General features: G+C 69.5%; 24 protein-coding genes. 11 read left to right on the plus strand and 13 right to left on the minus strand.

From position 1 onward, the window contains the following. Genes ACFSDF_RS15380 through ACFSDF_RS15390 form a run of 3 tightly spaced genes read right to left on the minus strand, consistent with a single transcriptional unit; the run spans position 1 to position 2,920 of the window. A complete protein-coding gene (locus ACFSDF_RS15380) occupies positions 1 to 1,401 on the minus strand; it encodes a (2Fe-2S)-binding protein (RefSeq protein ID WP_167004299.1) in 1,401 nt (466 codons plus the stop codon). Further along, complete coding sequence (locus ACFSDF_RS15385; RefSeq protein WP_377158108.1) at positions 1,398 to 2,591, minus strand: NAD(P)/FAD-dependent oxidoreductase; 1,194 nt, start codon at positions 2,589 to 2,591, stop codon at positions 1,398 to 1,400. Before ACFSDF_RS15385 ends, ACFSDF_RS15380 begins: the two co-directional genes overlap by 4 nt. Next, the gene (locus ACFSDF_RS15390; RefSeq protein WP_377158109.1) at positions 2,588 to 2,920 is read right to left on the minus strand and encodes a (2Fe-2S)-binding protein; all 333 of its coding nucleotides are present in this window, start codon (positions 2,918 to 2,920) and stop codon (positions 2,588 to 2,590) included. The genes ACFSDF_RS15385 and ACFSDF_RS15390 overlap by 4 nt, the downstream gene beginning before the upstream one ends. Positions 2,921 to 3,016: 96 nt before the next feature. Between ACFSDF_RS15390 and ACFSDF_RS15395 the strand changes: the two genes are divergently transcribed. Further along, complete coding sequence (locus tag ACFSDF_RS15395; protein WP_167004290.1) at positions 3,017 to 3,661, plus strand: TetR/AcrR family transcriptional regulator; 645 nt, start codon at positions 3,017 to 3,019, stop codon at positions 3,659 to 3,661. A gap of 46 nt (positions 3,662 to 3,707) precedes the next feature. On the opposite strand, the gene ACFSDF_RS15400 is transcribed toward ACFSDF_RS15395, so the two are convergent. The 5 genes from ACFSDF_RS15400 to ACFSDF_RS15420 all read right to left on the minus strand — a co-directional run bounded on the left by ACFSDF_RS15400 (position 3,708) and on the right by ACFSDF_RS15420 (position 8,404). Continuing rightward, the gene (locus ACFSDF_RS15400) at positions 3,708 to 4,799 is read right to left on the minus strand and encodes an ABC transporter ATP-binding protein (RefSeq protein ID WP_167004287.1); all 1,092 of its coding nucleotides are present in this window, start codon (positions 4,797 to 4,799) and stop codon (positions 3,708 to 3,710) included. After that, positions 4,792 to 5,580, minus strand: coding sequence for an ABC transporter permease (locus tag ACFSDF_RS15405; protein ID WP_377158112.1), 789 nt, complete (start codon positions 5,578 to 5,580; stop codon positions 4,792 to 4,794). The genes ACFSDF_RS15400 and ACFSDF_RS15405 overlap by 8 nt, the downstream gene beginning before the upstream one ends. Beyond that, positions 5,577 to 6,434: an ABC transporter permease gene (locus ACFSDF_RS15410; RefSeq protein ID WP_377158113.1), complete on the minus strand. Its 858-nt coding sequence runs from the start codon at positions 6,432 to 6,434 to the stop codon at positions 5,577 to 5,579. Before ACFSDF_RS15410 ends, ACFSDF_RS15405 begins: the two co-directional genes overlap by 4 nt. Then, complete coding sequence (locus ACFSDF_RS15415; RefSeq protein ID WP_377159068.1) at positions 6,431 to 7,477, minus strand: ABC transporter substrate-binding protein; 1,047 nt, start codon at positions 7,475 to 7,477, stop codon at positions 6,431 to 6,433. The genes ACFSDF_RS15410 and ACFSDF_RS15415 overlap by 4 nt, the downstream gene beginning before the upstream one ends. 153 nt (positions 7,478 to 7,630) lie before the next feature. After that, positions 7,631 to 8,404, minus strand: coding sequence for an SDR family oxidoreductase (locus tag ACFSDF_RS15420; protein WP_167004275.1), 774 nt, complete (start codon positions 8,402 to 8,404; stop codon positions 7,631 to 7,633). A gap of 439 nt (positions 8,405 to 8,843) precedes the next feature. Here ACFSDF_RS15420 and ACFSDF_RS15425 point away from each other — a divergent pair, with 439 nt between their 5' ends. The 7 genes from ACFSDF_RS15425 (at position 8,844) to mdlC (ending at position 19,429) form a co-directional block, all read left to right on the plus strand. Continuing rightward, entirely contained in the window at positions 8,844 to 9,614 is a 771-nt protein-coding gene (locus ACFSDF_RS15425) for a P-loop NTPase family protein (protein WP_377158115.1), read from the plus strand. A 1-nt stretch (position 9,615) separates the two neighbouring features. After that, a complete protein-coding gene (locus ACFSDF_RS15430) occupies positions 9,616 to 11,574 on the plus strand; it encodes a YhgE/Pip family protein (RefSeq protein WP_377158117.1) in 1,959 nt (652 codons plus the stop codon). 63 nt (positions 11,575 to 11,637) lie between these two features. Then, positions 11,638 to 13,044, plus strand: coding sequence for a glutamate decarboxylase (locus ACFSDF_RS15435; RefSeq protein ID WP_167004270.1), 1,407 nt, complete (start codon positions 11,638 to 11,640; stop codon positions 13,042 to 13,044). A gap of 96 nt (positions 13,045 to 13,140) precedes the next feature. Continuing rightward, a complete protein-coding gene (locus ACFSDF_RS15440; RefSeq protein ID WP_208322384.1) occupies positions 13,141 to 13,746 on the plus strand; it encodes a hypothetical protein in 606 nt (201 codons plus the stop codon). Positions 13,747 to 13,781: 35 nt separating this feature from the next. After that, a complete protein-coding gene (locus ACFSDF_RS15445; RefSeq protein WP_167004267.1) occupies positions 13,782 to 14,801 on the plus strand; it encodes a linear amide C-N hydrolase in 1,020 nt (339 codons plus the stop codon). A 193-nt stretch (positions 14,802 to 14,994) separates the two neighbouring features. Beyond that, positions 14,995 to 17,586, plus strand: a complete 2,592-nt coding sequence (locus ACFSDF_RS15450) for a LuxR C-terminal-related transcriptional regulator (RefSeq protein WP_377158120.1) — start codon at positions 14,995 to 14,997, stop codon at positions 17,584 to 17,586. A 172-nt stretch (positions 17,587 to 17,758) separates the two neighbouring features. Further along, positions 17,759 to 19,429: a benzoylformate decarboxylase gene (mdlC, locus tag ACFSDF_RS15455; protein ID WP_167004263.1), complete on the plus strand. Its 1,671-nt coding sequence runs from the start codon at positions 17,759 to 17,761 to the stop codon at positions 19,427 to 19,429. A 211-nt stretch (positions 19,430 to 19,640) separates the two neighbouring features. Here the strand turns inward: mdlC and ACFSDF_RS15460 are convergent, their stop codons facing one another. Next, positions 19,641 to 20,153: a hypothetical protein gene (locus ACFSDF_RS15460; RefSeq protein WP_377158122.1), complete on the minus strand. Its 513-nt coding sequence runs from the start codon at positions 20,151 to 20,153 to the stop codon at positions 19,641 to 19,643. Beyond that, the gene (locus tag ACFSDF_RS15465) at positions 20,150 to 21,271 is read right to left on the minus strand and encodes a YncE family protein (RefSeq protein ID WP_377158124.1); all 1,122 of its coding nucleotides are present in this window, start codon (positions 21,269 to 21,271) and stop codon (positions 20,150 to 20,152) included. The genes ACFSDF_RS15460 and ACFSDF_RS15465 overlap by 4 nt, the downstream gene beginning before the upstream one ends. A gap of 337 nt (positions 21,272 to 21,608) precedes the next feature. Between ACFSDF_RS15465 and ACFSDF_RS15470 the strand changes: the two genes are divergently transcribed. Further along, positions 21,609 to 22,193 carry a hypothetical protein gene (locus tag ACFSDF_RS15470; RefSeq protein ID WP_377158126.1) on the plus strand — a complete coding sequence of 195 codons (585 nt, stop codon included), beginning with the start codon at positions 21,609 to 21,611 and terminating at the stop codon, positions 22,191 to 22,193. A 63-nt stretch (positions 22,194 to 22,256) separates the two neighbouring features. Here ACFSDF_RS15470 and ACFSDF_RS15475 read toward each other — a convergent pair whose 3' ends face one another. The 3 genes from ACFSDF_RS15475 to ACFSDF_RS15485 are packed head-to-tail and all read right to left on the minus strand — an operon-like array spanning position 22,257 to position 24,518. Beyond that, a complete protein-coding gene (locus ACFSDF_RS15475; protein WP_377158128.1) occupies positions 22,257 to 23,498 on the minus strand; it encodes an RNA polymerase sigma factor in 1,242 nt (413 codons plus the stop codon). 10 nt (positions 23,499 to 23,508) lie between these two features. Continuing rightward, positions 23,509 to 23,880 (minus strand): YciI family protein, encoded by a 372-nt coding sequence (locus tag ACFSDF_RS15480; protein ID WP_167004257.1) that lies wholly within the window; start codon positions 23,878 to 23,880, stop codon positions 23,509 to 23,511. A gap of 23 nt (positions 23,881 to 23,903) precedes the next feature. Further along, positions 23,904 to 24,518 carry a DUF998 domain-containing protein gene (locus tag ACFSDF_RS15485; protein WP_377158130.1) on the minus strand — a complete coding sequence of 205 codons (615 nt, stop codon included), beginning with the start codon at positions 24,516 to 24,518 and terminating at the stop codon, positions 23,904 to 23,906. 196 nt (positions 24,519 to 24,714) lie between these two features. On the opposite strand from ACFSDF_RS15485, the gene ACFSDF_RS15490 reads away from it, so the two are divergent. Next, positions 24,715 to 25,185: a hypothetical protein gene (locus ACFSDF_RS15490; RefSeq protein WP_377158132.1), complete on the plus strand. Its 471-nt coding sequence runs from the start codon at positions 24,715 to 24,717 to the stop codon at positions 25,183 to 25,185. A 62-nt stretch (positions 25,186 to 25,247) separates the two neighbouring features. Then, complete coding sequence (locus ACFSDF_RS15495) at positions 25,248 to 26,087, plus strand: alpha/beta fold hydrolase (RefSeq protein ID WP_167250094.1); 840 nt, start codon at positions 25,248 to 25,250, stop codon at positions 26,085 to 26,087. Positions 26,088 to 26,289: the final 202 nt, after the last annotated feature.

Consider the following 26,289-nt stretch of genomic DNA (forward strand, 5'->3'; position numbering starts at 1 on the left):
TCACGGGGTCTGATCTCCTACGCGGGGCCCGCGTCGGGCGAGGGCGGCGCGTGCGGCGCGGTGGCCGGCGTCCGTGGCGTCCTCGAGGGTCTGTGCGGGCAGTGCGGCAGCCGATCCGACGACGACGGTCGTGTCGGACGCGCTCGCGGCGGGGGAGCCCGTCGGCGCGTATGTGTCTCCGGCCTCGACGTAGTGGCGCTGCCACCGTAGTTCCTCGGCCGGCCGCTCCGGGCGCGAGACGACGACGAGGTCGGCCCGCAGTCTGCGCCTGCCGGAGGCGCCCGCGACGACGACGCGGCGCGCGCCGCGCAGCCCGACGACCCGTACCGGACGACCGGAGACGACCGGCACGCCCGCCCCGGCCACCGGCGCCACCAGCGCGACGGCCCGCGCGTCCGGCTCCGGGTCGACGACCGCAGTGACGGTGACGCCCGCGGCGAGGAGCTCCTGCGCGATCTCGTACCCGGTCGCGTTCTCGGCCACGACGACCGCCCGGCGTCCGGGGCGTACGCCCTCGACGTGCAGGAGTCGCCGGACGGCCGAGGCGAGCATGACGCCCGGCTTGTCGTTGCCGGCGAAGGCCAGCGGGACGTCGTACGAGCCGGTGGCCACGACCATCGCGGGTGTGGTGACACGGATGCGGCGGCGTCGCGAGACCACGATCAGGTCGACGCCGTCGAACGTGGCGACCGCGGTCCCGTCCAGCACCTCGATGCGCGGATGCTCCTCGACCTGGCCCGCGAGCGCGAGGGCGGCGTCGCGGTCGGAGTCGTACGTGTGGGTGCGCCCGGCGGCCGTGCTCGTACGGCCGAGGGAGCGTCCGCCGAGCGCACCTCGGTGGACGAGGAGCACCGACGCGCCGTCAGCTGCGGCGCCGAGCGCGGCGGCGAGGCCGCTGAGCCCGCCTCCGACGACGGTGACGTCGACGGCGCGGGTCTCGTGCGTCGTCGCCCGTACGGCCGCCGCGGCCTGCGGCGTCGGGAGGCGTCCGGCGCCGGCGACCCACGCCATGACCCGTTCGGCCAGGTGCGCGAGCCGCGGTCGCTTGGTGAACAGGCGGAACTGGAAGCCCGCGGTCAGCAGCGGCGCGACCGCGTCGGAGGCGCGGAAGATGTCGATGCCCGAGCTGGGCCAGCCGCGCTCGCGGCGAACGTCCTCGCCGCCCTCGACCGGACGCTCGCACGCGTTGACGCCCGGCAGCCCGTCGACGGTCAGCGGGCAGTTGCCGCACGCGCCGTAGCCGCACGTGTAGCCGCGCGGTCGCCGGTACTTGAAGCTGCGCGTGAGGATCCGGACGCCGTCGGCGTGCAGCGCGCCGCCGAGGGTCTGGCCGGCCGTGGCCTCGACGCTGCGCCCTTCGAACGTGAACCGGACCGGGCTGGGCGTACGGTCGTCGGTCATGCGTGGTCCTCCCCGGTGGGAACGACGAGGGACGACTCGGCGATCATGCGTCCTTCGGTGAGGCGGCGTGGCGAGAACGGGGCGAGGACGGGCGACGGCGTGCCGGTCACGATCTCCTCGGCGAGCAGTGTCGACGCGCCCGGCGCGCCCATGAAGCCGTAGACCCAGCCGCAGGTCATCACGTAACCCTCGACGTCGGGCACCGACCCGATGACCGGCGCCAGGTCGGCGGCCTGCGTGACGGTCCCGGCCCAGTTCCGCAGCAGGCGTGCGCCCGACAGCAGCGGGAAGAGCGTGACCCACTTCGTCGCCATGTCGGCGAGCAGGTCCCACGTGCTGTTCTGGCTGCGCGACTCGTCGACGTGGTGCCTCTCCGTGCCGCCGACGAACTCGCCGCGCGCGGTCTGGTGGCAGTAGCCGAGGAGCGCCAGCGCGGCGAGACCCTGCCGCAGGAACGGCGCGAGCGGCTCGGTCACGAGCATCTCGAGCCGGCTCGTGACCATGGGGAGCGTGATGCCGGCCCAGGCGTTGACGTCGAGTGCGTTGCCGCCCGCGGCGTTGAGCACCAGGCCGGCGGCGATGGGGCCGCGGCTGGTCTGCACGCCGGTGACGCGGCCGGCCGCGGTCGTCAGGCCGGTGACCGTGAGGTCGCAGTAGACCTCGACACCGCGGCGCGCGCCGGCCTTGAGGTATGCCCAGTTCACGGCGTCGTGGTGGGCGAAGCCGCCGGACGGCTGGACGACGCCGCCCCGTACGACGTCGGGGTTGAGCGCGGGGACGAGCGCGAGGACGTCGGCCTGGGAGAGGAGGTCGCTGTCAACGCCCTCGGAGCGGTGGTAGGCGTGGTCGCGCTCGCAGTTGGCCCACTGCTCGTCGGTCGAGGCGAGCACGAGATAGCCCGAGGAGCTGAAGAGCACGTTCATCTCGAGCTCGGCCGACAGCTGGTGCCAGCGCGTGAGGCTCAGGTCGAACAGGCCGACCCACTCCGGCGACGAGAAGATCGAGCGGATCAGCTCGCCGTTGCGACCGCTCGCGCCGCCGCCGGGCCACGCGCGGTCGAGCACGGCGATGCGCTTCACGCCGCGCTTGGCCAGCTCGTACGCGGTCGAGAGTCCCTGGATGCCGGCGCCGATGACGACGACGTCGTACGAGGCGTCGGGGTCTCCGGCGCGGACGCCGGGGGCGCTCACGCGGGCTCCGCGTCGGGGTCGGCGAGCTCGCCGAGGCGCACCGCGTACAGCGGGGGACGGACCGTCGGACGGGCGGGGGAGTCGCCTGCGGCCGGCGCCGCGCCGACACTCTCGAGGAACTCGTCGAGCGCGGGAGCGCAGAGCTTGCCTTGGCACGGGCCCATGAAGAGGGCCGTCGCGCGCTTGAGCGTCTCCGGGTGCGTGTAGCCGCGCTTCCAGCAGACTTTGAGGTCGTGGAGCGTGACGTCGTGGCACGGGCAGACGATCGTGCGGCGGTCGGCACGCGCGCTCATCGACGCCGCCTCGCGGGAGACTTCATAATACGTCACTATTATGAATCGATCCCGTGTTGTCAACGCCCTGAGCCCTTGAGTTCCTACGATCGACGCATGGGGCTCGTCAGGGCTCGACCTACAGGAGGAAATGTGGCATCCGTCCGAATCGGTCGACCGCCTCTCAACGACGAAGCCGTCGAGCAGCGCCGCTCCCACATCCTGGGGGTAACCCTCGCCCTCGTCGCGCGCGACGGCGCCGACCGCGTCCGCCTGCGTGACGTGGCACAGGAGGCGAGCGTCTCGGTCGGCATGCTCCAGCACTACTTCGCGACGCGCGACGCGCTGCTGCACGAGGCGTTCTCGGCGCACGCGCAGGAGGTCGTCGCCCGCGTCGAGGTCGCGTCGCGCGCCGACGTCGACCCGTGGGAGCGCATCCGGTCGCTCGTCCTCAGCATCACCAACCCCGAGGACTACCTGCAGCGCTGCTCGCTGTGGGTCGAGTTCGCCGCGGCGGCCTCGCGCGACGTCGGGCTGCGCACGCTGATGACCGAGGCGTACGGTCGCTGGCGCGTCCCGCTGAACGACGCGGTTCAGGCAGGGGTCGACGCAGGGATCTTCCACCCCGTCCTCCCGCCCGCGTCGGTCGTCGAGAACCTCCTCGCGCTCATCGACGGGTACGAGGTCGCGCTCGCGATCGAGGAGAAGACCGACGTCGACAAGGTGGCCGACGAGATGACCGCGGTCGCGGGGGCGCTGCTCGGGTACGACGCCGGCGCCGCGGCGGACGCCGGCTGATCCGGGCACGGGCTCACCGGTGCCCGGACGAACCGGCTGTACGACCTCAGCTCCCGAGGACGACGCAGTCCTCGGCCGACCATGTCGCGCTGACCCGGTCTCCGCGCTCGAAGCGTGACCACTGCGCCGAGCGGGCGATCTTCGCGTGGACCTCGTCGCCGCCGTCGCCGGCGACGATGTACTTCACCTGCGACCCCAGATAGACGACGTCCGCGACGCGGCCGGTCATCTGGTTGACGGCCGACTTCGAGTCCTCGGCAGGGGAGAGGCGGACCATCTCCGGACGGATGATGACCGAGGCCGGTGACCCCTTCGGTGTCGCACCCCGCTCCGGGCCCGCCGCGATCCAACCGTCGCCGACGACCGTCCCGTCGCCCTGCGACTCGCCCGCGAGGATGGTCGAGTCACCGACGAAGTCGGCCACGAACGTCGTTGCCGGACGCTCGTACAGGTCCTCTGCCGTGCCGAGCTGCTCGATCACGCCGTCGTTGTAGATCGCGATCCGGTCGCTCATCGTGAGCGCCTCTTCTTGGTCGTGCGTCACATAGACGACCGTGCTGCCGACCCGGCGGCAGAGCCGCATGATCTCCAGCTGCATGGTCTCGCGCAGGCGCTTGTCGAGTGCGCCGAGCGGCTCGTCCATGAGCAGCAACCCGGGCTCGAAGACGAAGGCGCGTGCCAGCGCCACCCGCTGCTGCTGGCCGCCGGACAGCTCAGCCGGCCGCCGGTCGGCACACTTCTCGAGCTCGACGAGCTCGAGCGCGGCGAACGCACGGCGCATCGCCTCCTTGCGGCCGACACCGCGCATCTCGAGCGGGAACGCGACGTTGCGCTGCGCGCTCAGGTGCGGGAACAGCGCGTAGTTCTGGAACACCACGCCGATGTTGCGCGCGTGCGCGGGCGTCCTGGTGATCTCGCGCCCGTCGAGCGTGACCGTCCCGGCGTCGGGCTGCAGGAACCCGGCGACCATGTTGAGCGTCGTGGTCTTCCCCGAGCCCGACGGGCCGAGCATCGTGAGGAACTCGCCCGGCTTCAGGTCGAGGTCGATCTCGTGGACGGCGACCGCATCGCCGAACCGCTTGGTGACCCCTGAGAGGGTCAGGGCTGCACCGGTCGCGACCGGGCTGTTGTCAGGCATCTCGTTCACTCCTGCGGAGGACTTGCATGGCGATGAGCGCGAGGCTGGAGACGAGCAGGAGGCACGTCCCGAGCGCCGCGAGGGTGGGGGTGACCTGCGTGCGGACCTGGATCCACATCTCGACCGGGAGGGTGCGGGTCTGCGCGTCGGTCAGGAAGATCGACACGACGACCTCGTCCCAGGACGTGACGAACGCGAAGAGCGCACCGGCGACGACGCCGGGGAGCAGGAGCGGCAGGATCACGCGGCGCAGCGTCTGGAACGGCTTGGCCCCGAGGCTCGCGGCGGCGCGTTCGTAGACGGGGTCGAGCTGCGCGAAGTTCGCGCCGACGGCGATGACGACGAAGGGGATCGCGAGCACGGTGTGCGCCAGGATCAGGCCGAGCACCGTGCCGTTCAGCTGCCAGGTGAGGAACACGCTGTAGAGGCCGACGCCGAGGATGATCGGCGGCACGACGACGGGCGCGATGCTGCCGCCCTGGATCACGCGTCCGTACACGCCCAGCTTGTTGAACCCCCACGCCGCCAGGGTCCCGAGGACCGTGGCGAGCACCGTCGAGCCGAGCGCGACCTGCAGGCTGTTGAGGGCTGCCGTACCCCACTCGGGCGAGGTGAGCAGCTCGTCGTACCAGTGCGTCGTCCACTCGCCGTTGAACACGCCGAGCGTCGACGAGCCGTTGAACGACATCGGGACGACGACCAGCGTCGGCAGGAGCAGGAAGCACGCGGTGAGGACGGTGGCAGTCGTCAGTACGACCCACCGTACGGGTGGCTTCTTCATCGTGAGGCCCTCCCGAGGCGCTTGGCGAACAGGGCGACCACCATGAGGATGATCAGCGTTCCGGTCAGCAGGACGATGCCGAGCGCGCTCGCGGTCGTCAGGCCGAACTGCTCGACCTGCTCGGCGATGACCTCGCCGAGCATCGCCTGGCTCGGGGCGCCGAGCAGCGCCGGCGTGATGTAGAAGCCGAGCGAGATCGTGAAGACGAGCAGGCAGCCGGCGGCCAGGCCGGGCAGGGTCAGCGGCAGGAAGACCCGCACGAACCGGCGCCACGGCGTCGCGCCGAGGCTGGAGGCCGCGAGCAGCAGCCGGCCGTCGACGCGTGCCATCGCCGTGTAGAGCGGCAGCACCATGTACGGGAGCATGATGTGGACCATCCCGATGAGGACGCCGGGCGTCGTACGGATGAGCGACACCGGGTCGTCGGTGATCCCGAGCCCTTGCAGGGCCTGGTTGATCAGGCCGCTGTCCTGCAGGAGCGCGATCCACGCGAAGCTGCGGACGAGCAGGCTGGCCCAGAACGGCAGCAGCACGAACGCCATCAGCGCCAGGCGCAGGCGCGGCGAGACCTTGTTCATGACGTACGCGTACGGGTAGGCGAGCACGAGGCAGAGGAGGGTCGTCGCGCCCGCGATGGTCAGCGTGTTCGCGAAGACCTTGCGATAGACCGGCGACGTCATGATCGCCTCGTACGTGGCGAGCCCGCCGCTGGCGCTCTCGCGCGCCATCTGGACCAGCGGATAGAGGAAGAAGACGCCGAGGAAGAGGACCAGGGGGACGACAAGGGTCCACCCCCCGCCGCCGGGGCCGAGACGGCCCCGTCGGCGAGGGGCGGGCACCGTGCCGACCGTCACGCGAGGACCCAGGCGTTGAACGTCTCCATAACGCCCTCGAGGTTCTCGGCCCACCAGTCGTCGTTCATCGGGACCTGGGTGTCGAGGTGGTTGCTCGGACGGTTCGGGTTGGCCCGTACGGTCTCGTCCTCGGCGGCCTCGCGGTTCACGGAGCCGTAGTCGATCAGCTGGGTGAACGCGACCTGCGGGTCCTTCGTGATCATGTAGGCGATGAGCTTCATCGCCTCCTCTGCGTTCGGCGTGCCCTTCGGCACCATCCAGTACGCGTCCTGGCTCAGCCAGGTGTTCCAGTCGATCTTGACCGGGCTCGCCTTGCCGGCGTCGACGGCGCGGCCGACCCACACGAGGCCCATCGTGACCTCGCCGGACTCGAGCAGCTGCTGGCTCTGGGCCGCGGTGTCCCACCAGACGATGCGGTCCTTGATGGTGTTGATCTTCTTGAGCGCGCGGTCCACGTCGAGCGGATAGAGCTCGGCCTCGGGGACGCCGTCGGCGAGCAGTGCCGCCTCGAGGATCCCGCCGGCAGCGAACTTGTTGACGGCCCGCTTGCCGGGGAACTTCTTGGTGTCGAAGAAGTCGGCCCACGACGTCGGCGCCGTGGGGAGCTCGTCCTCGCGGTACGCGAGCACGGTGCCCTCGACGTCGGCGCCGGCACGGAACTTGTCGGCGTACCCGTCGAGCAGCGAGGCCTTTTCGACGATGTCGTAGTCGATCGGCTCGAGCCACTTGCCCTGGCTCTCGTTGCCGAAGTCGTTGGCGAGGAGGACGACGTCCCACTGCGGCTTGCCGGACTCGACCATCGCCCGCAGCTTCGCGTTCTCGGAGGGGCCGTCCTGGACGATCTTCACGTCAGGGTTCGCCTTCATGTACGGCTCGAAGAACGCCTCCGCCTGGGCTTCCTGGTAGGGCCCTCCATAGCTGGCGACGGTCAGCGTCGTCTTGCCGTCGTCAGAGGCATCGGCGCCACAGGCGCTTACAAGGGCGAGCGGAAGCATGGTCGCCGCGATCGCCGCGATCGTCCGGCATCCGAGGGATGTCTTCATGGTCACGTGTGCACTCCTGCATCGGCGGGCCGGGGCCCGGTTTTAAGTAGTGCACTATTATTAATGTCACCTTGTCAAGGGCTGCGGCGCAACCGTGGACGCTTTGAGACCAAGTTGGTGGGTGGTGCGAGCCCTCGAGGAACGTGGTGCGGCCTACCTCGCGGCATGTCGCAGGTCGGCGAGGACTCCCGCAGGCTCCTGGTCCAGCGGGAGTGTCGCCCGGTCGTGCGCACCGTTGAACGCCGACGCAGTCGACGGCAGCGGGTCGGGGTCGGTCGACGCGAACGCCGCCTCCCAGTCGTCGAGCGGAGGGCCGTCGACGGAGAACACCTCGACGGTGCGGCCGGTCGCCGCAGGCGTGCGGAGTGCGTGGACCAACGTCTCGGCGACGTGCCGGCGCCGGACCGGGCCGTATTCGGTCAGGTCACCCTGTCGCAGGTCGACCCGTTCCTCGTCGCCGGTGCCGGTGTCGAACCATCCCGGCCTCACGATCGTATACGGGAGGCCGCTGGCTCGGAGCAGGCGCTCGCCGCGCCGCTTCCAGCGGAGCAGGTCGGCCGCGTCGTCGCCGGTCCCGGTGCCGGTCACGCCGATCGACGTCATCAGGGCCACCCTCGCGGTGCGGTCGCCGAGGGCCTCCACAAGCGTGCGCACTGCACCGTAGTCGACCGCCTCGTAGTCCCCGGACCCGTATGGGGCGCCGTGGGTCATGACGACGGCCTCCACGTCGGTGAGCGCAGCGGCCACGCTTGCCACGTCGCTGAAGTCGCCACCGGCGATCTCCACCGCCGGATCCGCGATGCTGCGCGCGCGTCGCGGGTCGCGGGTCAGCACCCGCGCGGTGCCTCCCGCCCGGGTCAGCTCCGCCACCACAAGCCGTCCGACAGATCCGGTGCCGCCGAGGCAGAGGACGGTGGTCGCTCCCATGTCTCCATTGGACCCCCGATCGACGCCGAACGGGTATGGCACGGGCTCGAGGAGGTCGGCAGGTGGGCCGCGGCGAACCTGAATGTGTGGTATTGACCGCTCGCCAACGCTTTTGCAGTTTCTTGTACGGCAAATCTGCGGATGCCGAAATGCTGTCCTATGGTGGCGCTTACGAAGCATGATTCCGCAATCTCGGGTAGGCGTCACGACGTTCCGTCGACGCGGCCCCGGCCTATCTCCGAGTGCCGCGACTGCATTCTCGCGGTGCTACCACCTTGTGCCCGAGTCAGAAATGGAACCCACGGTGAAGAACGACACTCTCCACGACGCCGAATGGCACGCTCGCACGCTTCTGCTGTCATTGCGTACGCCTTCTCGACGACGGCAGATGTGACACCGGATATCAACCGTCATCGTCCGCTGAACGAGGGGGAAGTGCGTGACCGTGTCAACCGGGGGGCCTGAGTCGGGCTCGAGCGAGCTTGCGTGGGGAAGTCCTGAGGTCGATGATCCGCAGCCGCTGCTGCTGGAGGCGACGTCGATCGGGGTCGACGCATCATGGGGCCAGATCTACGGCCCCATCGACCTGTCGATCCGTACGGGTGGTCTCACGGTGCTCGCGGGTCCTGGGGGTCGAGGGCGGGTCGCGCTGCTGCTCACCCTCGCCGGGAGGATGAAGCCGACGACCGGCTTCTTGAAGGCGTTCGGTCGCATCAACGACGCCCACGACCTCTTCTCCAAGGCCGTCGTGGCAGACATCGACGAGATCGACGGGGTCGCCCAGGCCATCCGCGTGCACGACCTCATCACCGAGCAGGTGCGCTGGGAGGCGCCTTGGTACCGGTGGGTCAGGCAGTCCCGGCAGGAGGACCTGGAGCGGATCTGCCGGCCGGTGTTCGGCGACCTCACCCTGCCCGCGATGGACGCGTACGTCGAGGAGCTCCCGGAACTCACCGCCGCGCTGCTGCGGATCGCCGTCGCCAACACGCACAAGCCGCCGCTGCTGGTCGTCGGGGGAGTGGACGCGCTCTCGAGCGTCCGCGCGACGTACAAGCTGCTCGACCGGCTGATCGTGCTCGGCACGGAGCAGACCGTCATCACCGCGGACATCAACGCCGGGTACGGAGACCGCCGTCTGCACGACGTGATCGACGTGCCGAACCTCATCGACAACGAGTTCGTCGAGCTTGAACGAGAGGCGTTGAGCTGACATGTTTGCCGCCTTCTCCCCGGGAAGCGACCTCAAGCGCTACTACCGCGGACACATGCCGCGCCTTGCGCTCGTCGTCATCGTCGCGATGCCGCTGCTGTACGGCGCGCTCTATCTCTGGGCGTTCTGGAACCCGTTCGCGGCCGCCGACAAGATCCCGGTCGCCCTCATCAACGACGACGTCGGCGCGGTCGTGCAGGGGGAGAAGCTCGACGCCGGCAAGCAGGTCGCGGACGGCCTCATCGCCTCCAAGCAGCTCGACCTGCACCTCGTCTCGGCGAAGGAAGGTGCCGACGGCGTTGCCGACGGGACCTACTACTTCTCCGTCACCCTGCCGAAGGACTTCAGTGAGGCGGTCGCCTCTCCGGCCGGCGACAAGCCGCGGTCGGCGGACCTCATCTTCACGTACAACGACGTGAACAACTACCTCGCGACGATCATCGGGCAGGACGCGGCGCAGCAGGCGGTCAACGAGATCTCGGCACAAGTGGGGGTCAAGACCTTCGAGATCGCGTTGAACGAGGTGACCAACGACCTGGTGCCGAAGGTGAAGGAGGCGTCCAGCGGCGCCACCCAGCTCGACACGGGTCTGGTGAAGCTGAACTCCGGGGCGCAAGAGCTCTCGACCAAGATGGTCACCGCCAAGGACGGCTCTGCCGAGCTCGCGAGCGGTGTGGACGAGCTCGACGCGAAGGTCGACTCGGTGACCGGGGTCCTGCTGGCCGAGATCGACAAGTCGGGCATCACCGGCGCGGAGATCAGGACCACGGCGAACCAGCTCAAGGTCAACGCGAACGAGGTCGTCAAGGTCCTCGACGACGTGACCTCCGCGCAGGCCGTCGCGAGCCAGCGCCTCGACACGGTGGTCGCGCAGCTGCGAGCGAGCGGCGACGCAGCGGAACGCCGGTTGGCCAACGCCCTGAGCCCGGTGCAGGACGCGCTCGCGACGAAAGGGCTGGGCCCGCGCGCGAACGACCAGCTGACTGCGATCCGGGGCGACGCCCGGTTGCTCGATTCCGAGCTCGGCAACTCGCAGAGCCGGATCAGCGGGGCCCTGCGCGTCCTTGAGAGCGGCGAGGTCGTCAGCCAGATCAAGACCGCCCGCACCGACGTGGGGAAGCTGAAGAGCGGCGCCGACGAGCTGAGCTCCGGACTGGTGAAGCTCAGCAGCGGAGCGGACCAGCTCTCCGCCGGCACCAAGACGGCCTCGGCCGGGTCCGCCGAGCTGGCGAGCGGCCTGAAGCAGGGGGTCGGCATGATCCCCTCCTGGTCCGACGAGCAGCGCAGCGACATCGCCAAGGCCCTCGCGAAGCCCGTGCAGCTCCAGGAGGACTACCTCCACAAGGCGCCGACCTTCGGCACCGGCTTCGCGCCGTTCTTCTTCGGGCTCGCCCTGTTCGTCGGCGGCATCATCGCGTGGATGCTCTTCACGCCGCTGCAGACGAGGCCGCTCGTCCAGGGGTTGGGGTCGTTCCGCGTTGTGCTCGCGTCCTACGCGCCGACGTACGCGATCGGGGTGCTCCAGGCCGGGCTCCTCTATGCCGTCGTCGTGTTCGCGATCGGGCTGAGACCGACGCATCCGTGGGCGACCTTCGGCTTCATGCTGCTGATCGTGGCGATGTTCCTCGCCATGATCCAGATGTTCAACGCGCTGTTCGGGCCCGCGGTCGGACGCGTGGTGACGCTCGCCTTCCTGATGATCCAGCTGGTCTCCGCAGGCGGGATCTATCCCGTCCCGACCACCACCAAACCGTTCCAGTACATCCACGTGATCGACCCCATGACGTACACGGTCACGGGGCTACGGCAGCTGACCGTCGGCGGGATCGACAGCCGGCTGTGGGTCTCGATCACGGTCATCGTCTGCCTCACCGTGCTGTTCCTCGCCGTCTCGACGTGGGCGGCCCGACGAAATCGGCAATACACCATGGACCGGCTCTATCCGCCGATCGAGGTCTAGGAATCGTCGGCCCGCACCGGCTGCGGGCCGCGAACAATCACTCGTCACCGAGAGAGGACACCCATGTCCGTCAGACACACCAACGCTCGCCAGACCACCAACATCGGCGAATCGCTCATCGTCAACCCCGTCTTCGTGCGCCCGGGGGAGGCCACGGAGATGCCGAAGTTCGAGATGCCCGACCGTGCGAGCCTCCCTGAGACCGCGTACCAGATCGTCCACGACGAGGCGATGCTCGACGGCAACGCGCGGCTCAACCTCGCGACGTTCGTCTCCACGTGGATGGACGACGAGGCGAAGAAGCTCTACACCGAGACCGCCGACAAGAACATGATCGACAAGGACGAGTACCCCCAGACGGCGGCCATCGAGGAGCGCTGCTGGCGGATCCTCGCCGACCTCTGGCACGCGCCGGACGGCGCCGCCACGATCGGGACGTCGACGATCGGCTCGTCGGAGGCCTGCATGCTGGGCGGTCTCGCCCTGAAGCGGCACTGGCAGACCCGGCGCCGCGAGGAGGGCAAGTCGGTCGAGTCGCCGAACCTCGTGCTCTCGACCGGCGTCCAGGTGTGCTGGGAGAAGTTCTGCAACTACTTCGAGGTCGAGCCCCGCTGGGTCCCGGTCTCGGAGGAGCATCTCGTTCTCGACGGCCACGACCTGGAGAAGTACGTCGACGAGAACACGATCGGCGTCGTCGGGATCATGGGGCAGACCTACACCGGCATGTACGAGCCGATCGCCGAGATCGCGAAGAAGCTCGACGAGATCCAGGCCGCGACCGGGTTGGACGTGAAGATCCACGTCGACGGCGCCTCGGGGGCGATGATCGCCCCGTTCTGCCAGCCCGAGCTCGAGTGGGACTTCCGTGTCGAGAGGGTCGTCTCGATCAACACCTCCGGCCACAAGTACGGCCTGGTCTATCCGGGAGTCGGGTGGATCGTCTGGCGCGACACCGAGGCCCTGCCCGAGAGCATGGTGTTCCACTGCAGCTATCTCGGTGGGAACATGCCCACGCTCGCGCTCAACTTCTCGCGTCCGGGCGCGCAGGTGCTCCTGCAGTACTACATGTTCCTGCGCCTCGGTCGCGACGGCTATCGCGAGGTCCAGCAGAGCTCCCTCGACGTGGCGCAGTACCTCTCGTCCGCCATCGAGAACATCGGTCCCTTCACGCTCGTGAGCAGGGGCGACACCATCCCCGTCTTCGCGTGGAAGCTGAAGCCGGACCACACCGCCAACTGGAACCTGTACGACCTGTCGGACCGGCTCCGGATGAAGGGCTGGCTCGTCCCGGCGTATCCGCTCGCCGACGACCTCGCCGAGGTCACGGTTCAGCGCATCGTCGTACGGGCCGGGCTGAGCCACGACCTGGCCAATGCACTCCTACGGGACCTCGAAGGTGAGGTCGCCTACCTCGACGGCCTCAAGGCTCCACTGCCCCGCGAGGTCGCAGGTGCGCACTTCCATCATTGAGATCGCCATCATCGACGGCGAGCTGCCATGAGCGAGATCGCACAGAGCTCGTCGCTGCAACGGGCGGCGCTGACACCGACGCTCACCAAGCAGTGCGTGGGGTTCATGATCGGCTCCGCGCTCTTCGCCCTGGGGTCTGCCCTCGCGCTGGGCGACTGGGCGTCGGCCGCGACGTCGAACATGTGCTACTTCGTCGGCGCCTGGTTCTTCACGGCTGCGGGCCTGGCCCAGCTGCTCATGAGCGGGGCCGTGACCGTACCGGTGTCCTACGGGAGGGGGACGATGGTGCGGGCGGAGTGGCTGGCGGCCGCGACCCAGTCCTTCGGCACCGTGCTTTTCAACGTGAGCACGACGGCCGCGCTCGAGGCGAGAACCGTCTCCGCGCAGAAGCACTTCGTCTGGTCGCCCGACGCGGGCGGGTCGGTGGCGTTCCTCGTGAGCGGTGTTTTCGTGATCGTCGCCTACAACCACCTCAACAAGGCATGGAGTCCAGGCGAGCGACAGTGGTGGTCGGCCCAGATCAATCTTGTCGGGTGCGTGGCATTCGCGATCTCGGCGGTGGGCGCCTACATCCTGCCCGGTGGGGATTCTGTCAACAATGCCGTGGCAAACGTCGGCACTCTGATCGGTGCGGTGTGTTTCTTCATGGCGTCGTTCATTGTTCTGCCGCGGCGTGAAAGGAGCCGAGAAAGCCACTCGTGATGTCCAGCATTTCGTACACCTGAAAGCGAGAAGATATGTGCACGAGAGTCATTTGGCCGGACGCCGCCGGATCGGTGATCGTCGGTCGCAACATGGACTACCACCGCGACCTGGGGACCAACCTCTGGAAGCTGCCGCGCGGCATCTCCCGCGACGACGGAGTGAAGGGCGAGCTCACCTGGACGGCGAAGTACGGGAGCCTGGTCGCCACGGCGTTCGACATGATCTCGGTCGACGGCATCAACGAGGCGGGGCTCTCGGGGCACGTCCTGTGGCTCGCCGAGTCGACGTACGAGCCGCGTGACGAGTCGCGGCCCGCGCTAAGCCAGGCCGTCTGGCTCCAGTACTTCCTGGACAACCATGCGACCGTCGCGGAGGTGGTCGCGTGGATCCAGGGCAACGACGCACAGGTGGTTCAGCTGACCGACCCGTCGAGCGGCGAGGTCCCGGCGATCCACCTGGCGCTGGACGACGCGACCGGCGACTCGGTGATCATCGAGTACATCGACGGCAACGCGCAGATCCACCACGGTCGCGACTACAAGGTGATGACGAACTCGCCGACCTTCGACAAGCAGCTCGAGCTGGTCGCGCATGTCGACGGGCTGGGGGGTGACAAGCCGCTCCCGGGCTCGACGCTTGCCACCGACCGCTTCGCCCGTGCGCTCTACTACGTCGGTCGGCTGTCGCAGCCGCAGTCGCAGGTCGAGGCGATCGCGGCGATGTTCAGCGTGATCCGCAACGCGGCACAGCCGTTCCGCGTGCCCGACCCGGGCAAGCCTGACGCCTCGCAGACGATCTGGCAGGTGGTCGCCGACCTCACGAACAAGCGGTACGTGTTCGAGTCGACGACCCGCCCCAACATCGTATGGGTGGACCTGGCCGACCTCGACTTCAGTGAGGAGTCGCCCACGCTCAAGCTCGATCTGCTGAGCAAGCTCGCGCTCGAGGGCGGGATCGCCGGCAACGTCAGCGACAAGTTCGAGGATGACGGCGCGCTCAACTTCCTGACGTTGGCGATGGTCGACGCGCTCAAGGCCGGCGCGAAGGACTGAGGTCTCGCTCCTCCTGTGCTCCTGGTTGTCGGGACAGGGGCACAGGAGGAGTGAGCGGCTTACCGTGCGGGGCTGACAGATCCCGCGATAATTCATGACATGGATAAATACGGCGTGTCATCGGGGCGCGCTCTCCATGAACGGACTCTCGGGGGCGAGGATGAGCGTGGGCGTAGCCAGCTCAGAGCAGAGGATGGCGCCGAGCGGAGGCGGGTTCCGGTACGCGGTCCCGCGGTTGCCGCGGCCGTTGGCCAAGCGGGGGAGGCTGCTCGAGCGCCTCGACTCACAGGTCCCGCTCGTGGTCGTACGAGGGCCGGTCGGCATCGGGAAGACCACGCTCGTCGCCCAGTGGATCGCCTGCCTACCTGACGTCGCCGATGCCGCGTGGGTGACCCTGGACAGGGACGCCCGTAGCGCCGACGACCTCTGGGAAGAGGTGCATCAGGCGCTGGCCGTGACCGGCGTCCTCGCCTCTGACGCCGATGACATCGGGGCACGTCTGGCGATCCGACGCGCGCTCCACGCCTGGGCCGCCCCGGTGATCCTTGTGGTCGAGGCGTACGAGCGCGTCCACGGGGACGAGGCTCACCGCGAGATCGCCGAGATGCTCCGTCAGTGCCCGAACCTCCGTGTCATCGCGTGCACCCGAGACGACGGCCGGCTTCGTGAGGCGTGCCGACAGCAGGGCGTCGAGTCGGACGTCATCGACGTGCGTGACCTCCTGCTGACCCGGGAGGAGACGCACGCGCTCTTCGAGTCGTTCGGACTCGCGCTCCCGCCGGCGAGGTTGGCTGACCTGCACCGCGAGACGGGCGGGTGGCCGGCGATCCTGTGGACGATTGGCAACGCCCTCGCGCACGAGCCCTCCCCATGGACGCTGCCGGTCGACGAGGTCGTCCGGCATCATGCCCACGAGTGGGTACGCAGCGAGGTGCTCCCGGCGCTGGCGCCGCTGGCCTCGACCGAACGGGTCTTCCGGATGACGGTCCCCGCTCGGCTCGACGACGAGGTCGCCCGCTTCGTGAACGGAGGCGACGATCCGCGGCCCGTCCTCGACTGTCTCGTCTCCCACGGCCTTCTGGTCTCGACGCCGACCGCGCCGACGCCGACCTACGTCTGGCCTCGGCTCGTCCGCTCCGCGCTCCTGTCCCTGTTCGTGTCGGAGCGGCCCCAGGTCGTCAGGCGCCTCGACAGCGAGCTGGCCGACTGGTTCCGCGCTCACGGGGATCACGCCCACGCCTTGGCGCACGCGCTCGCGGCGGACGACCTCGATCGCGCTCACGAGACGGTCGAGGAGGGCTGGCTCAGTCTGCTGGCCGTCGACCAGGACGGGCTCGAGGCCTTCTTCACCCGGCTCCCTGCCGCTGATCTCCCGCAGCGCCCCAAGCTTCGGGCGATCCATGAGCTGGTCGAGTCGTTGCGTGGAGACGGTGCGGCGGCGTCGGAAGGCCCGGTCCTGCTCGGCCGTACGGAGCTCGAGCTGATCGGTCGGTCGAGCGACCCGCGGTGCGCGCTGGACGACGGGCTCCTCTCGCTCCTCTCGCTGCGCCGGCACGGCGACCTCGGTCAGGCCCGCGACATCGCCGTACGCCTCACCTCGATCGCGGCGGCGGCGCGGGGCGCGTCGTCCGACCACGTCGGGGACCTGCTCTGCCCGGTCTTCAAGGAGACCGGCATCCTCCATCTGGTCGCAGGTGAGACGCGCGCCGCCAAGGAAGCCCTGACGTGGGCGTACGAGACGGCCTCGTCGTCTCGCATACCGGGGGCTGCGCGCGACGTGAGCGCCGCCCTCGCCCTGACCCTCGCGGTCGACGGTGACGTCGCCGAGGCCGAGGCGTGGATCGCTCAGCACGCGAAGCTGTCAGAGACGAGCCTCGATGCCGAGGCGCCGAGCGAGCAGGACGTCAGCACCGCCATGGCCCTGGTGGGGGTGGAGCGCCTTGACCGACGACTCGTCAAAGAGGCGTTGGAGCGCGGGCTCCGACCGCCGGAGGCCTCGAACGAGCTGTGGTTCCACGAGCTGTACGCACGCGGGCAGGTCGCTCTCCTGTGGGGAGACCGCATCGGGATGTTGCACCGCATCGCGGCTGAGAGGTCGCGCCGTGGGCGCAGGGTCGTCGCGGGATCGCTCGCCGAGGCCGTGGTGGCCGCCGTCGAGGTCGACCTCCTGATCTCGCTGCAGTGCGCGTCGCGTGCCAGCGGACTCCTGGCCTCCATCGAGTCGGACCACCCGATCGTCGACCTGGCCCGTGCGCGGCTCGCGCTCGTCGTCGGCGACCACCGCACAGCCCAGCGGATCGCGGGATCGCGCCGTTGGGACGACCGCTGCAGCAGCCGCGTGCGTACGGACCTGAACCTCACCTACACCGCGGCCGTCCTCGCGGGAGGGGACGAGGGCGAGGCGCTCGCAGACTTCGGTCGCGCGCTCTCGATGGCCGACGGCGGGATCTACAGGCCTTTCGCGATGATCCCGCGCGACCTGCTGACTGCCGCGGCGGGACAGCTTCCCACGCTGGCCACGGTGGTCGCGGCGCTGGACGACGCTCACGTACGGGATGTGCTCCCCAGGCAGCTCGAGATCGTCGAGCTGACTCCTCGGGAGGAGGTCGTCCTCGCGGAGATCGCGACCGGCCGCACCATCGATGACATCGCCCAGACCCTGCACGTCTCGGTGAACACCATCAAGTCCCAGACCCGCAGCCTCTATCGCAAGCTCGGTGTCCGCTCGCGCGACGAGGCCGTTCACGCGGCGGCGATCCGCGGGATGCTCGACCCCTCCCGCTGACGGGGCTCCCAGGGGGTGAAGCCGTGGGTGAAGTCTCCGATCTGGGATGGTCTGCCCCTGTGTCGTACGGCGTAATAGTTGCAGGGGATGAATCAGCCGGAAACGGTGACTTGCCTCGGGGGGGCGGGGCCTCGGATTGGGGGATCTGAGGCCCCGCCTGACGTTTGCGCCCATGTCGCGACGCGGCAGCTGCGCCGAAGGGAGAACGGTGTCCACGACAGTGCGAGAGGCTACGTTCCAGCTGTTGCGTGAGCTGGGGATGAGAACAGTCTTCGGAAATCCGGGTTCGACGGAGGAGACTTTCCTCAAGGATTTCCCCGAGGACTTCACCTACGTCCAGACCCTCGCTGAGGCATCGGCGGTGGGGATCGCAGATGGCTTCGCCCAGGCCAACCGTGTGCCGGCCCTCGTGAACGTGCACACCGCCGCGGGTCTCAGCAACGGGATGTCCAACATTCTCACTGCATCGATGAACCGCACGCCACTGATCATCACCGCAGGCAACCAGACGCGCGACATGCTCCTGATGGAGCCGTGGCTGACCAATATCGAACCGACCGAGCTGCCCAAGCCTTGGGTGAAGTGGAGCTACGAGCCGGTCCGTGCGGGCGACGTCCCGGCGGCCTTCATGCGGGCGTACGCGGTCGCGACGCAGCCACCGGCCGGCCCCGTCTTCTTGTCGATCCCGCTCGACGACTGGGACCAGACCGCGGACGGCGTGGCGGTCGTCCGCTCGGTCGCGACCAGGACCGCGCCCGACCCGGAGCGGATCGCTGACTTCTGCGCGCAGCTCTCCGCTGCGGTGAATCCCGTCCTGATCTTTGGCTCGGCGATCGCCCGAGGCCGAGGATGGGACCAGGCGGTCGCGCTCGCGGAGAAGATGGGCGCTCCGGTGTGGGCGGCGCCAGCCTCGGAACGGCCTCCGTTCCCCGAGAACCACCCTCTTTATGCGGGAGGGCTCCCGTTCGCGATCGGTCCGCTCTCGGAGAAGCTCAGCGGCCACGACGTGGCCCTCGTGATCGGTGCACCGGTGTTTCGCTACTACCCGTACGTGGCCGGACCGTACCTTCCTGCCGGGCTTCGGCTGCTGCACGTCACCGACGACCCGGTGGAGGCGGCGAAGGCCCCGGTCGGGGACAGCCTGCTCGGCGACGCGGTCCTCACGCTGGAGGCTCTCGCGGCCGATGTCGCCGCTCGGACAGCGCCTTCGAGCAGTGTCGTCACGCAGCCGCACCGCCTCGCGCCGCATCCGGCCGCCCCCGCTGGCGAGGCCGAGGCGCGAGACGCCAGGCTCACCCCGCTCGCGTTGTTCCGGACCCTGCGCGCAGCGGCGCCAGCCGAGACCGTCCTCGTCGAGGAGTCGCCCTCGAACCTGGGTGAGCTTCACGCGGCCTGGCCGGTCGAGCGCCCCGACTCGTTCTTCACGTTCGCCTCCGGAAGCCTCGGCTGGAACCTCCCCGCATCGGTCGGGATCGCGATGGCCGAGCGCGACAGCGGCCGCAACCGTCCCGTCCTCGCCGTCATCGGCGACGGATCGCTGCAGTACTCGATCCAGGCGCTGTGGACCGCAGCGCAGCACGCGCTGCCGGTCGTCGTGGTGGTGCCCCGCAACGCCGAGTACGCGATCCTCAAGTCGTTCGCTGTGCTCGAGGAGACTCCGGGAGTCCCCGGCCTCGACATCCCGGACCTGGACATCGTCGCGCTCGCGAACGGCTACGGCTGTCACGGCGTCCTCGCTGAGACCTCCGACGACGTCAGCTCGGCCCTTGCCGCAGCGTTCGACCGCTCCGGCCCCACGGTGATCGTGGTGCCGGTGACACCGACGGTGCCGCCGCTGATCTGAGCTGTCGCTAGCCGGTAGCGCGGCCGAGCAGGTAGTCGCGCTCGACGGTCGGATCACGTTGTTCTCCACCGCACTCGACCTCACCGCCCGGAACCGCCCGGAGGCCGTGATCTCGATGTCGGACGGCCGCATCCGGGCCAACCGTGACGGCGCTGGGCCCTCCGTCCGATTGCGGCTTGGGGTTGTCGCACGGATTTCAGGCGCGTGCTCGCTACAGCCCGATCCGCAAGTGGATCGGTGCCGACTCGCTCCCGTCCGGCGCCGTCAGGCCGCCGAGGAGGCCCGTCGCAACGGCGATCATGAGGAGCGGAGCCAGCGTTGAGCGCGGCGCATCTTGGCGCGACCGCTGTGTCGTGAAGTAGTCGGATGAGCAGAAGACGCCGAGCGCGATGAGCTGGGCGACGGTGAACGCGCAGGAGATCAGATCGGTGGTCTCCGCTTCGGCGGGTTCGATGAGAAGGCCTACCAGCCCCAACGACGTTGCAGCGCTGAGAATGATCCACACGATGACCAGTCGCGCTGTGCGCCCGCGAAGGACCCCGTCGGCGAACCAGTACACGACCAGCGCCGTCAGCGCCATGGAGGCCACGACCCACGGGAGGTCGGAGGAGTTCGGGCCACGGGCGACCAGTTCCACGCACTGGCCGACGAGGAAGAGCCAGGCCAACGCCCAGGCGGCCGTCGGGATCTTGTCGACGATCGGCGCCGTGTCATGGACGGTCACGACGCTCGACTCCGGTCGCTCGGCGCAGCAGGCGACCGACGCCGCCCCGCCGCCTGATCCGCACGCCGCAGAAGACCCGCACCCGCGCCCAGCAGCGCGACGAACACGACGAGCCCTGCCCATCTCCACAACTGCCGGGGATCGGTCGCGCCGGTCGTCGCCGCGGGAGTCACCATGGGCTTGGCCCACAGACCGGTGGCGAGGAGCGGCGTGTTGATCTGGTCGCCGCCACCGACCATGTCGATCGTCTCGTGGCTTCCGTCGGTGATGTCGACGACGTACACCTCGCCGCGATAGTTCCCCAGGGCGACGTGGGTCGGGTCGCGCCATGCGAGGAACTCACCGATCGGGCTCGTGTCGGGCAGGTCCACCACGCGATGCGCGCTCGAGGTGTTCGCACCGACGTAGAGCCGGATGTCCGCCGGTGGGTCGCCCTTCTTGGGATCGTCGCGTCCGATATATGCGAAGGCGGCGTCGTCCGGCGCCCAAGAAGCCATCATCACGTTGCGTGGCAGGGTGAACGTGCTGTGGCGCCCGGTCTCCGGATCGACGCGGAACACCGTGTGATTTCTCGACCAGACGACGCCCGTCTCGGCGTACCCGAGGCTGGGCAGCCAGGAGAACCCGGGATCCTCCAGAACTGTCGCGGCGCCATCCGACACTCGCCAGGCGACGAACTGATGGCCGCGCGAACCGTCCTTGGGCTGATCGGGGGTCTCGAAGCTGGTCAGCAGATAGCGGGAGTCGCCGGAGAAGGCGAGCTCGGACATCGTGGGGCGCACCCGGTCGAAGCCCTCGACCTCCAGGTTCTGCAGCTTTCCGGTCGTCGTGTCCAACACGGACCAGCCTGCCAGGGCACGGCGCGTCGCGAACCGGGCCCATCCGAGCCTACGGCCGTCTGGGGAGACCGCGACCCCGCCCGACAGTCCCGAGCGCTCCAGGGAGAACCCGGGCAGGTCCAGCCATGAAGAACTGCCATCGCGTGCGGACGTCGCGAAGTAGGACGGCGCCATGCGCGCGTCGCGGAGGCCAACCGGGACGGTGCGGGTGGCGATACCGACGGCTGCGACCGGGCCAGAGAGGTCTGCGTCGTCCGACCACGTGCCTGGTGCGTTCACGACGGTTGGCAGTCGCGCGTCGCTTGGCGCATCAATGGAATCGGCATGGGTGCTGGGGGCGGCCGCGACGAGCGCGCACACCGATACCGTGGCGGCGAGCGCCGAGCGGATCGACCACCGGTGAGACAAGCCCCCGTGTCTAAGCACGATGCACAGTATGGAGCAGCCGAGGGTCCCGTCGGCGCCGAACGCGCTTAAGCTCCTCGACGGCCTCGCGCACACGGTCGGGATGAGGTCGCGGGTCCCCGCTCACCCCAGGTGCCAGCTCACGGGTGCGTCGGCGGTCCATCGCCGAAGCGGCCGGCGGAATCGTGTCGACGGGCGATAGCGTGCGCGGATGGAGAACGAGGACGACTCAACCCAGTGGACCCCCGTCGCGCTGTCCGTCTATGGGGCGAAGGCTGCAGAACTCGTTGCCGTGCTGCAGGAGCACGTCACATCGAACAGCGCTCGGCGTGGCCACGAGCGGGAGGTCGGTGACTACTTTCGTTCCACCGATCGGCTCCGCGATGCCCTCAGGGAGTTCGCCGACGCCGAGTTCGACTGGTGCGGTTCCGCGCCGCTCTACCTCGACGAGTGGGTCGACGACGATGACTTTGCAGATGAGGAGGTCGGAGCCGACGGACCGATCATGTCGGTCTTCGGGCGCCATGACGTCGTCGTGCACGACGACGGTGCCGTGGTGACCGCCGGACGAGAGGCGTACATGCGGGCGTGGCCGAACGAAGAAGCCGAAGACGCTCGGGTCCGGGTAGCGGATGTACGTTCGGCGGTGTTCGAGGTGATCCACGCCGACGGGGTGTCCGCACTGTCGGGACTACCTGGGATGGAGCTCGCGCGGGACTGGATCACCTGTCGTTTCCACGACGGGGACGATGATTTCGACGGCAACCCGTTCGAGCTCGTGGCTTCCGGCGAGTGAGCCAGGAGAGCGTTCGACGGTGCATAGCGACCCCGTCACCACGACCGGTTCACTCCGTACCGTCTAGTGCGCCTCCGCGCGGTCGAGCAGGTAGTCACGCTCGACCGCGTTGTGCGTGAGCTCCGCGGCCTCGCGGAAGGCGACGGCCGCTTCCGAACGACGCCCGAGCTCGTCGAGCAGGTGCGCCCGTACGGCCCGTACGCGCTGCCGCGTCAGGGCGTCACCGCTGAGACCGAAGCGCCGGTCGAGGTCGTCGAGCAGGTCGAGCCCACGCTGGGCGCCGAAGGCTCGGGCGACCGCGACGACACGGGAGAGTCGTACGGGACCGGTCGGGGTGAGGCGCTCGAGCCAGAGATAGAGCGCGGCGATCTGCGGCCAGTCCGTCGCGTCGTCGCGAGGCGCCGTGTCGTGAACGGCGGCGATGGCGGCCTGGAGCTGGTACGGCCCGACCTCCCGCTGCGCCCACGCGCGCTTGAGGATCTGCTCGCCCTCGGCGATCATCGTGCGGTCCCACCGGCTGCGGTCCTGCTCGTCCAGCGGCACGAGACGGTGCTCGCCGTCGGTGCGGGCGTCCCGCCGAGCCTCGGTCAGCAGGAGGAGAGCGAGCAGGCCGGCGACCTCGGGGTCGTCCGGCGTCTGCGCGAGGGCCGTCCGCGTGAGACGAATCGCCTCCGCGCTGAGGTCGATCCGGCCGAGGTCGTCCCCGGAGCTGGCGGTGTAGCCCTCGTTGAAGATCAGGTAGAGGGCGCGCAGGACGGAGGCCATGCGTGACGCGCGGTCGGCACTGGAGGGGGCGACAAGGCGGGTCCCCTCTCGGACGAGCTGGTGCTTGGCCCTGCTGATCCGGGTGCCCATGGTGGCCTCGGAGGTGCCGTACGCGTGTGCGATCTCCGCGGTCGTCAGTCCGCCGACCGCGCGCAACGTGAGCGCGACCTGCGAGGTCGGGCTGAGCGTGGGGTGGCAGCACAGCAGGAGCACAGTGAGGCTGTCGTCGTCCTCGATCACGGCAGGTCGCCGGTCCGGCTCTCGGTCGGCCAGCTCGGACGTCCCGACGAGTCGTTCGCGCCGGTGCCGAGCCTGCTCGGAGCGCAGGATGTCGACCATCCGTCGGTAGCCGATCCGGATCAGCCACCCGCGCGGGTCGACCGGCACGCCGTCCGCCGGCCACTGCCGGGCCGCCGCGAGGAGCGCTTCTTGGACCGCGTCCTCGGCGACGTCGAAGCGGCTGAACCGTCGTGCGAGCGCGCCGAGCACCTGCGGCGCCTCGCTGCGCAGCAGGTTCTCGATCGACCTCTCCTCGGACATGGACCCGACCTCAGGCGGCGTAGTCGTCGCCCATGATCGGCCGGATCTCCATGGGTTCACCGAGGACGTCGACCATCCGGCCGACGATCTCGACCGCCCGCTCCTGGCTCGCGCAGTCGATGACCGCGAAGCTCGCCAGGACCTCCTTCAGCTCGGCGAACGGCCCGTCGGTGGCGACGACCCCACCGTCTGTCTTGCGGACGGTCGTCGTCACGGCGGGGTGTCCAAGCCCTTCGCTCGTCACGAACTCCCCGGTCTCGCGGAGCTCGGCCTCGAACTTCTGGTACGCCTCGAAGGCGGCGAACGCCTCCTCCGAGGGGACGTCGGCGGTGGCCGCGTCCCAATCGGCCGACGGCGTGTAGCTGAGAAGCAGGTACTTCATGAGGTTCCTCCTGGGCGGGACGGTCACGAGGCGAGACGGCGAAGGTGCAGGGCGTACGCCGACACCCATCCGAAGGCGACCAGGCCGGTGACGGCGATCTGGATGCTCGCGTGGGTCGGCGACACGGGGACGAGTAGGATCACGGCGGCGAGTCCGCTGCCGATCGCGGGCAGCGTACGACGTGCGCCGATCGCGCGCACGGTCAGCACGACGCAGGCGACGGCGAGCGCGGTGAACGCGACCGCGGCAGCTCCGGAGTGCACCACGCTGTGCCAGGACATCTCCGGCGCCGGGGCGTCCGGGGTGCCGGCCGGGAAGGCGTACTGCGGGTCCATCACGAACAGGCCGGCGACGGCCAGTCCGCCCCCGAAGACGCCGATGAGGATCGGCAACCAGCGCCGACCGACGCCGGTGGTCACGAGGCGGCGGTGTGCCACGGCGAGGCCGAGCACGCCGAGACCGGCGATGACGAACGTCGCCCTCTGGACCCAGCCGAGGTCGTCGGTCGAGAGCTGGCTGATCGGGTGCTCGCGCAGGTCGAACCCGTCACGCGTGACCATCTGCGCGATCGCGGAGGTGTAGAACACGGGGCCTGCGAGGGCTGCCGCGGCAAGGAGCCGCCGGGTGGGTGTGCTCATGGTCTGCCCTTCCTGGAGACGCCGTCTGGAGTCGCCGTCACCGCCACCTCGTTGCGGCCGCGAGGATCTCGACATCGCGCGCCAGGTGATCTGGATCACGTCACGCGCTCATGTCGCGATGTCGAGACCGGCGAACCGGCTCCGAGGTAGCAGTGACGGCACCCCTCGGGGTGCGCACCACTGGAGAGGAGCTCGCATGAGCACGAAGGACACGACGGCCGCCGACATCGACGCGTACGGGATGGAGGCGCCGCCTGCACCGAGCAAGGCGCTCGTCGCACTCGATCGCCTGGTCGGGACCTGGGAGGTGACCGGCGGCGCCGAGGGCGTCGTCACCTACGAGTGGATGGACGGTGGCTACTTCTTGATCCAACGCGTCGAGCTGTCACAGTTCGGGCAGGCGACGACGGGGTTCGAGGTCATCGGCAACCTCCGTCCGTTCGGTGAGCCGGCAGGGGAGGATGTCGTCTCGCGGTTCTACGACTCGACCGGCAACACGCTCGACTACGTGTACGAGCTCGACGGCGACACGCTGACGATCTGGGCGGGCGCCAAGGGGAGCCCCGCGTACTTCCGTGGCACCTTCACCGACGGTGACCGCAGCATGGCGGGGGAGTGGGTCTATCCGGGAGGCGGCGGCTACCCGTCCACCATGACCAGGCGCTGACCGTACGATCGGGCATCACGGCCGCGTTCGTCAGCGGCACCGGCGAAGACGGGCGGTTCGGCATGCCTCTCCATGCTCCTGACGGGACGCTGTTGGCCTACCGCTGCATCGGGGCTGGCGCGCCGCTCGTCTGCGTCCCGGGTGGCCCGATGCTCCCGGCTGACTATCTCGGAGACCTCGGTGGCCTGAGTGATCACGCCGAGCTCGTCCTCGTCGACCCCCGAGGGAGCGGTGCCTCGGGGACGCCGGCGGACCCGGCGACGTACCGGTGCGACCGGCTCGTCGACGACCTCGAGACGCTCCGCCTCCATCTCGGGCTCGACCGCGTCGCTCTGCTCGGGCACTCGGCCGGGGCGAACGTCGTGTTCCGTTATGCCGAGCGCTATCCCGACCGCGTGGATCGGCTGGTGCTGGTGACACCGAGCACGCGGGCCGTCGGTGTCGAGATTAGCGACGAGGCGCGGTCGGAGGTGGCGCGGTCTCGCTCGGCTGAGCCCTGGTACGACGCTGCCGCAGCCGCACTGGCGCGGGTCCAGTCTGGTGCTGCCGGCGACGGCGACTGGGCGGCGATCACCCCGTTCAGCTACGGGCGCTGGGACGCGGAGGTGGCCGCGTACGACGCCGCGATGGAGGCGTCGCGCAACGCCGTGGCGGCGCAGGCGTTCGGGGCGGACGGGGCGTTCGACCCGCCGGCGACGCGGGCGGCGCTGGCCGCGCTCGACGTCCCGGTCGTGGTCGTCGCCGGCAGCGCGGACGTGGGCAACCCCGTTGACGCGATGTCGGAGGTCGCCGGCCTGTTCCCCCGTGGCGAGCTCGTCGTCCAGGAGGGCGCCGGGCACTTCCCGTGGGTGGACGACCCTGCGTCCTTCCGCACGCTCGCCGTACGAGCCCTCAGCCGGTAGCGGAGGGCATCAGCAGGTGTCACCGCACCAAGCCTTCGACGCCCTCGCGGACGGCGAAGGCAGCGATCACCAGCGCGGCGAGTCTTCGTACATCGCTCCATCCGCCTGCTCGGCCGAGAGCCGCTTGGGTCCGCTGCAAGTGGGTACCCGTCCAGCACGTCCGGGCGAGGACGCCCGAGGACGGTGGAGACAGGGGGTCAAC

Source organism: Mumia zhuanghuii, from assembly GCF_042681565.1.
Taxonomy (GTDB): domain Bacteria; phylum Actinomycetota; class Actinomycetes; order Propionibacteriales; family Nocardioidaceae; genus Mumia.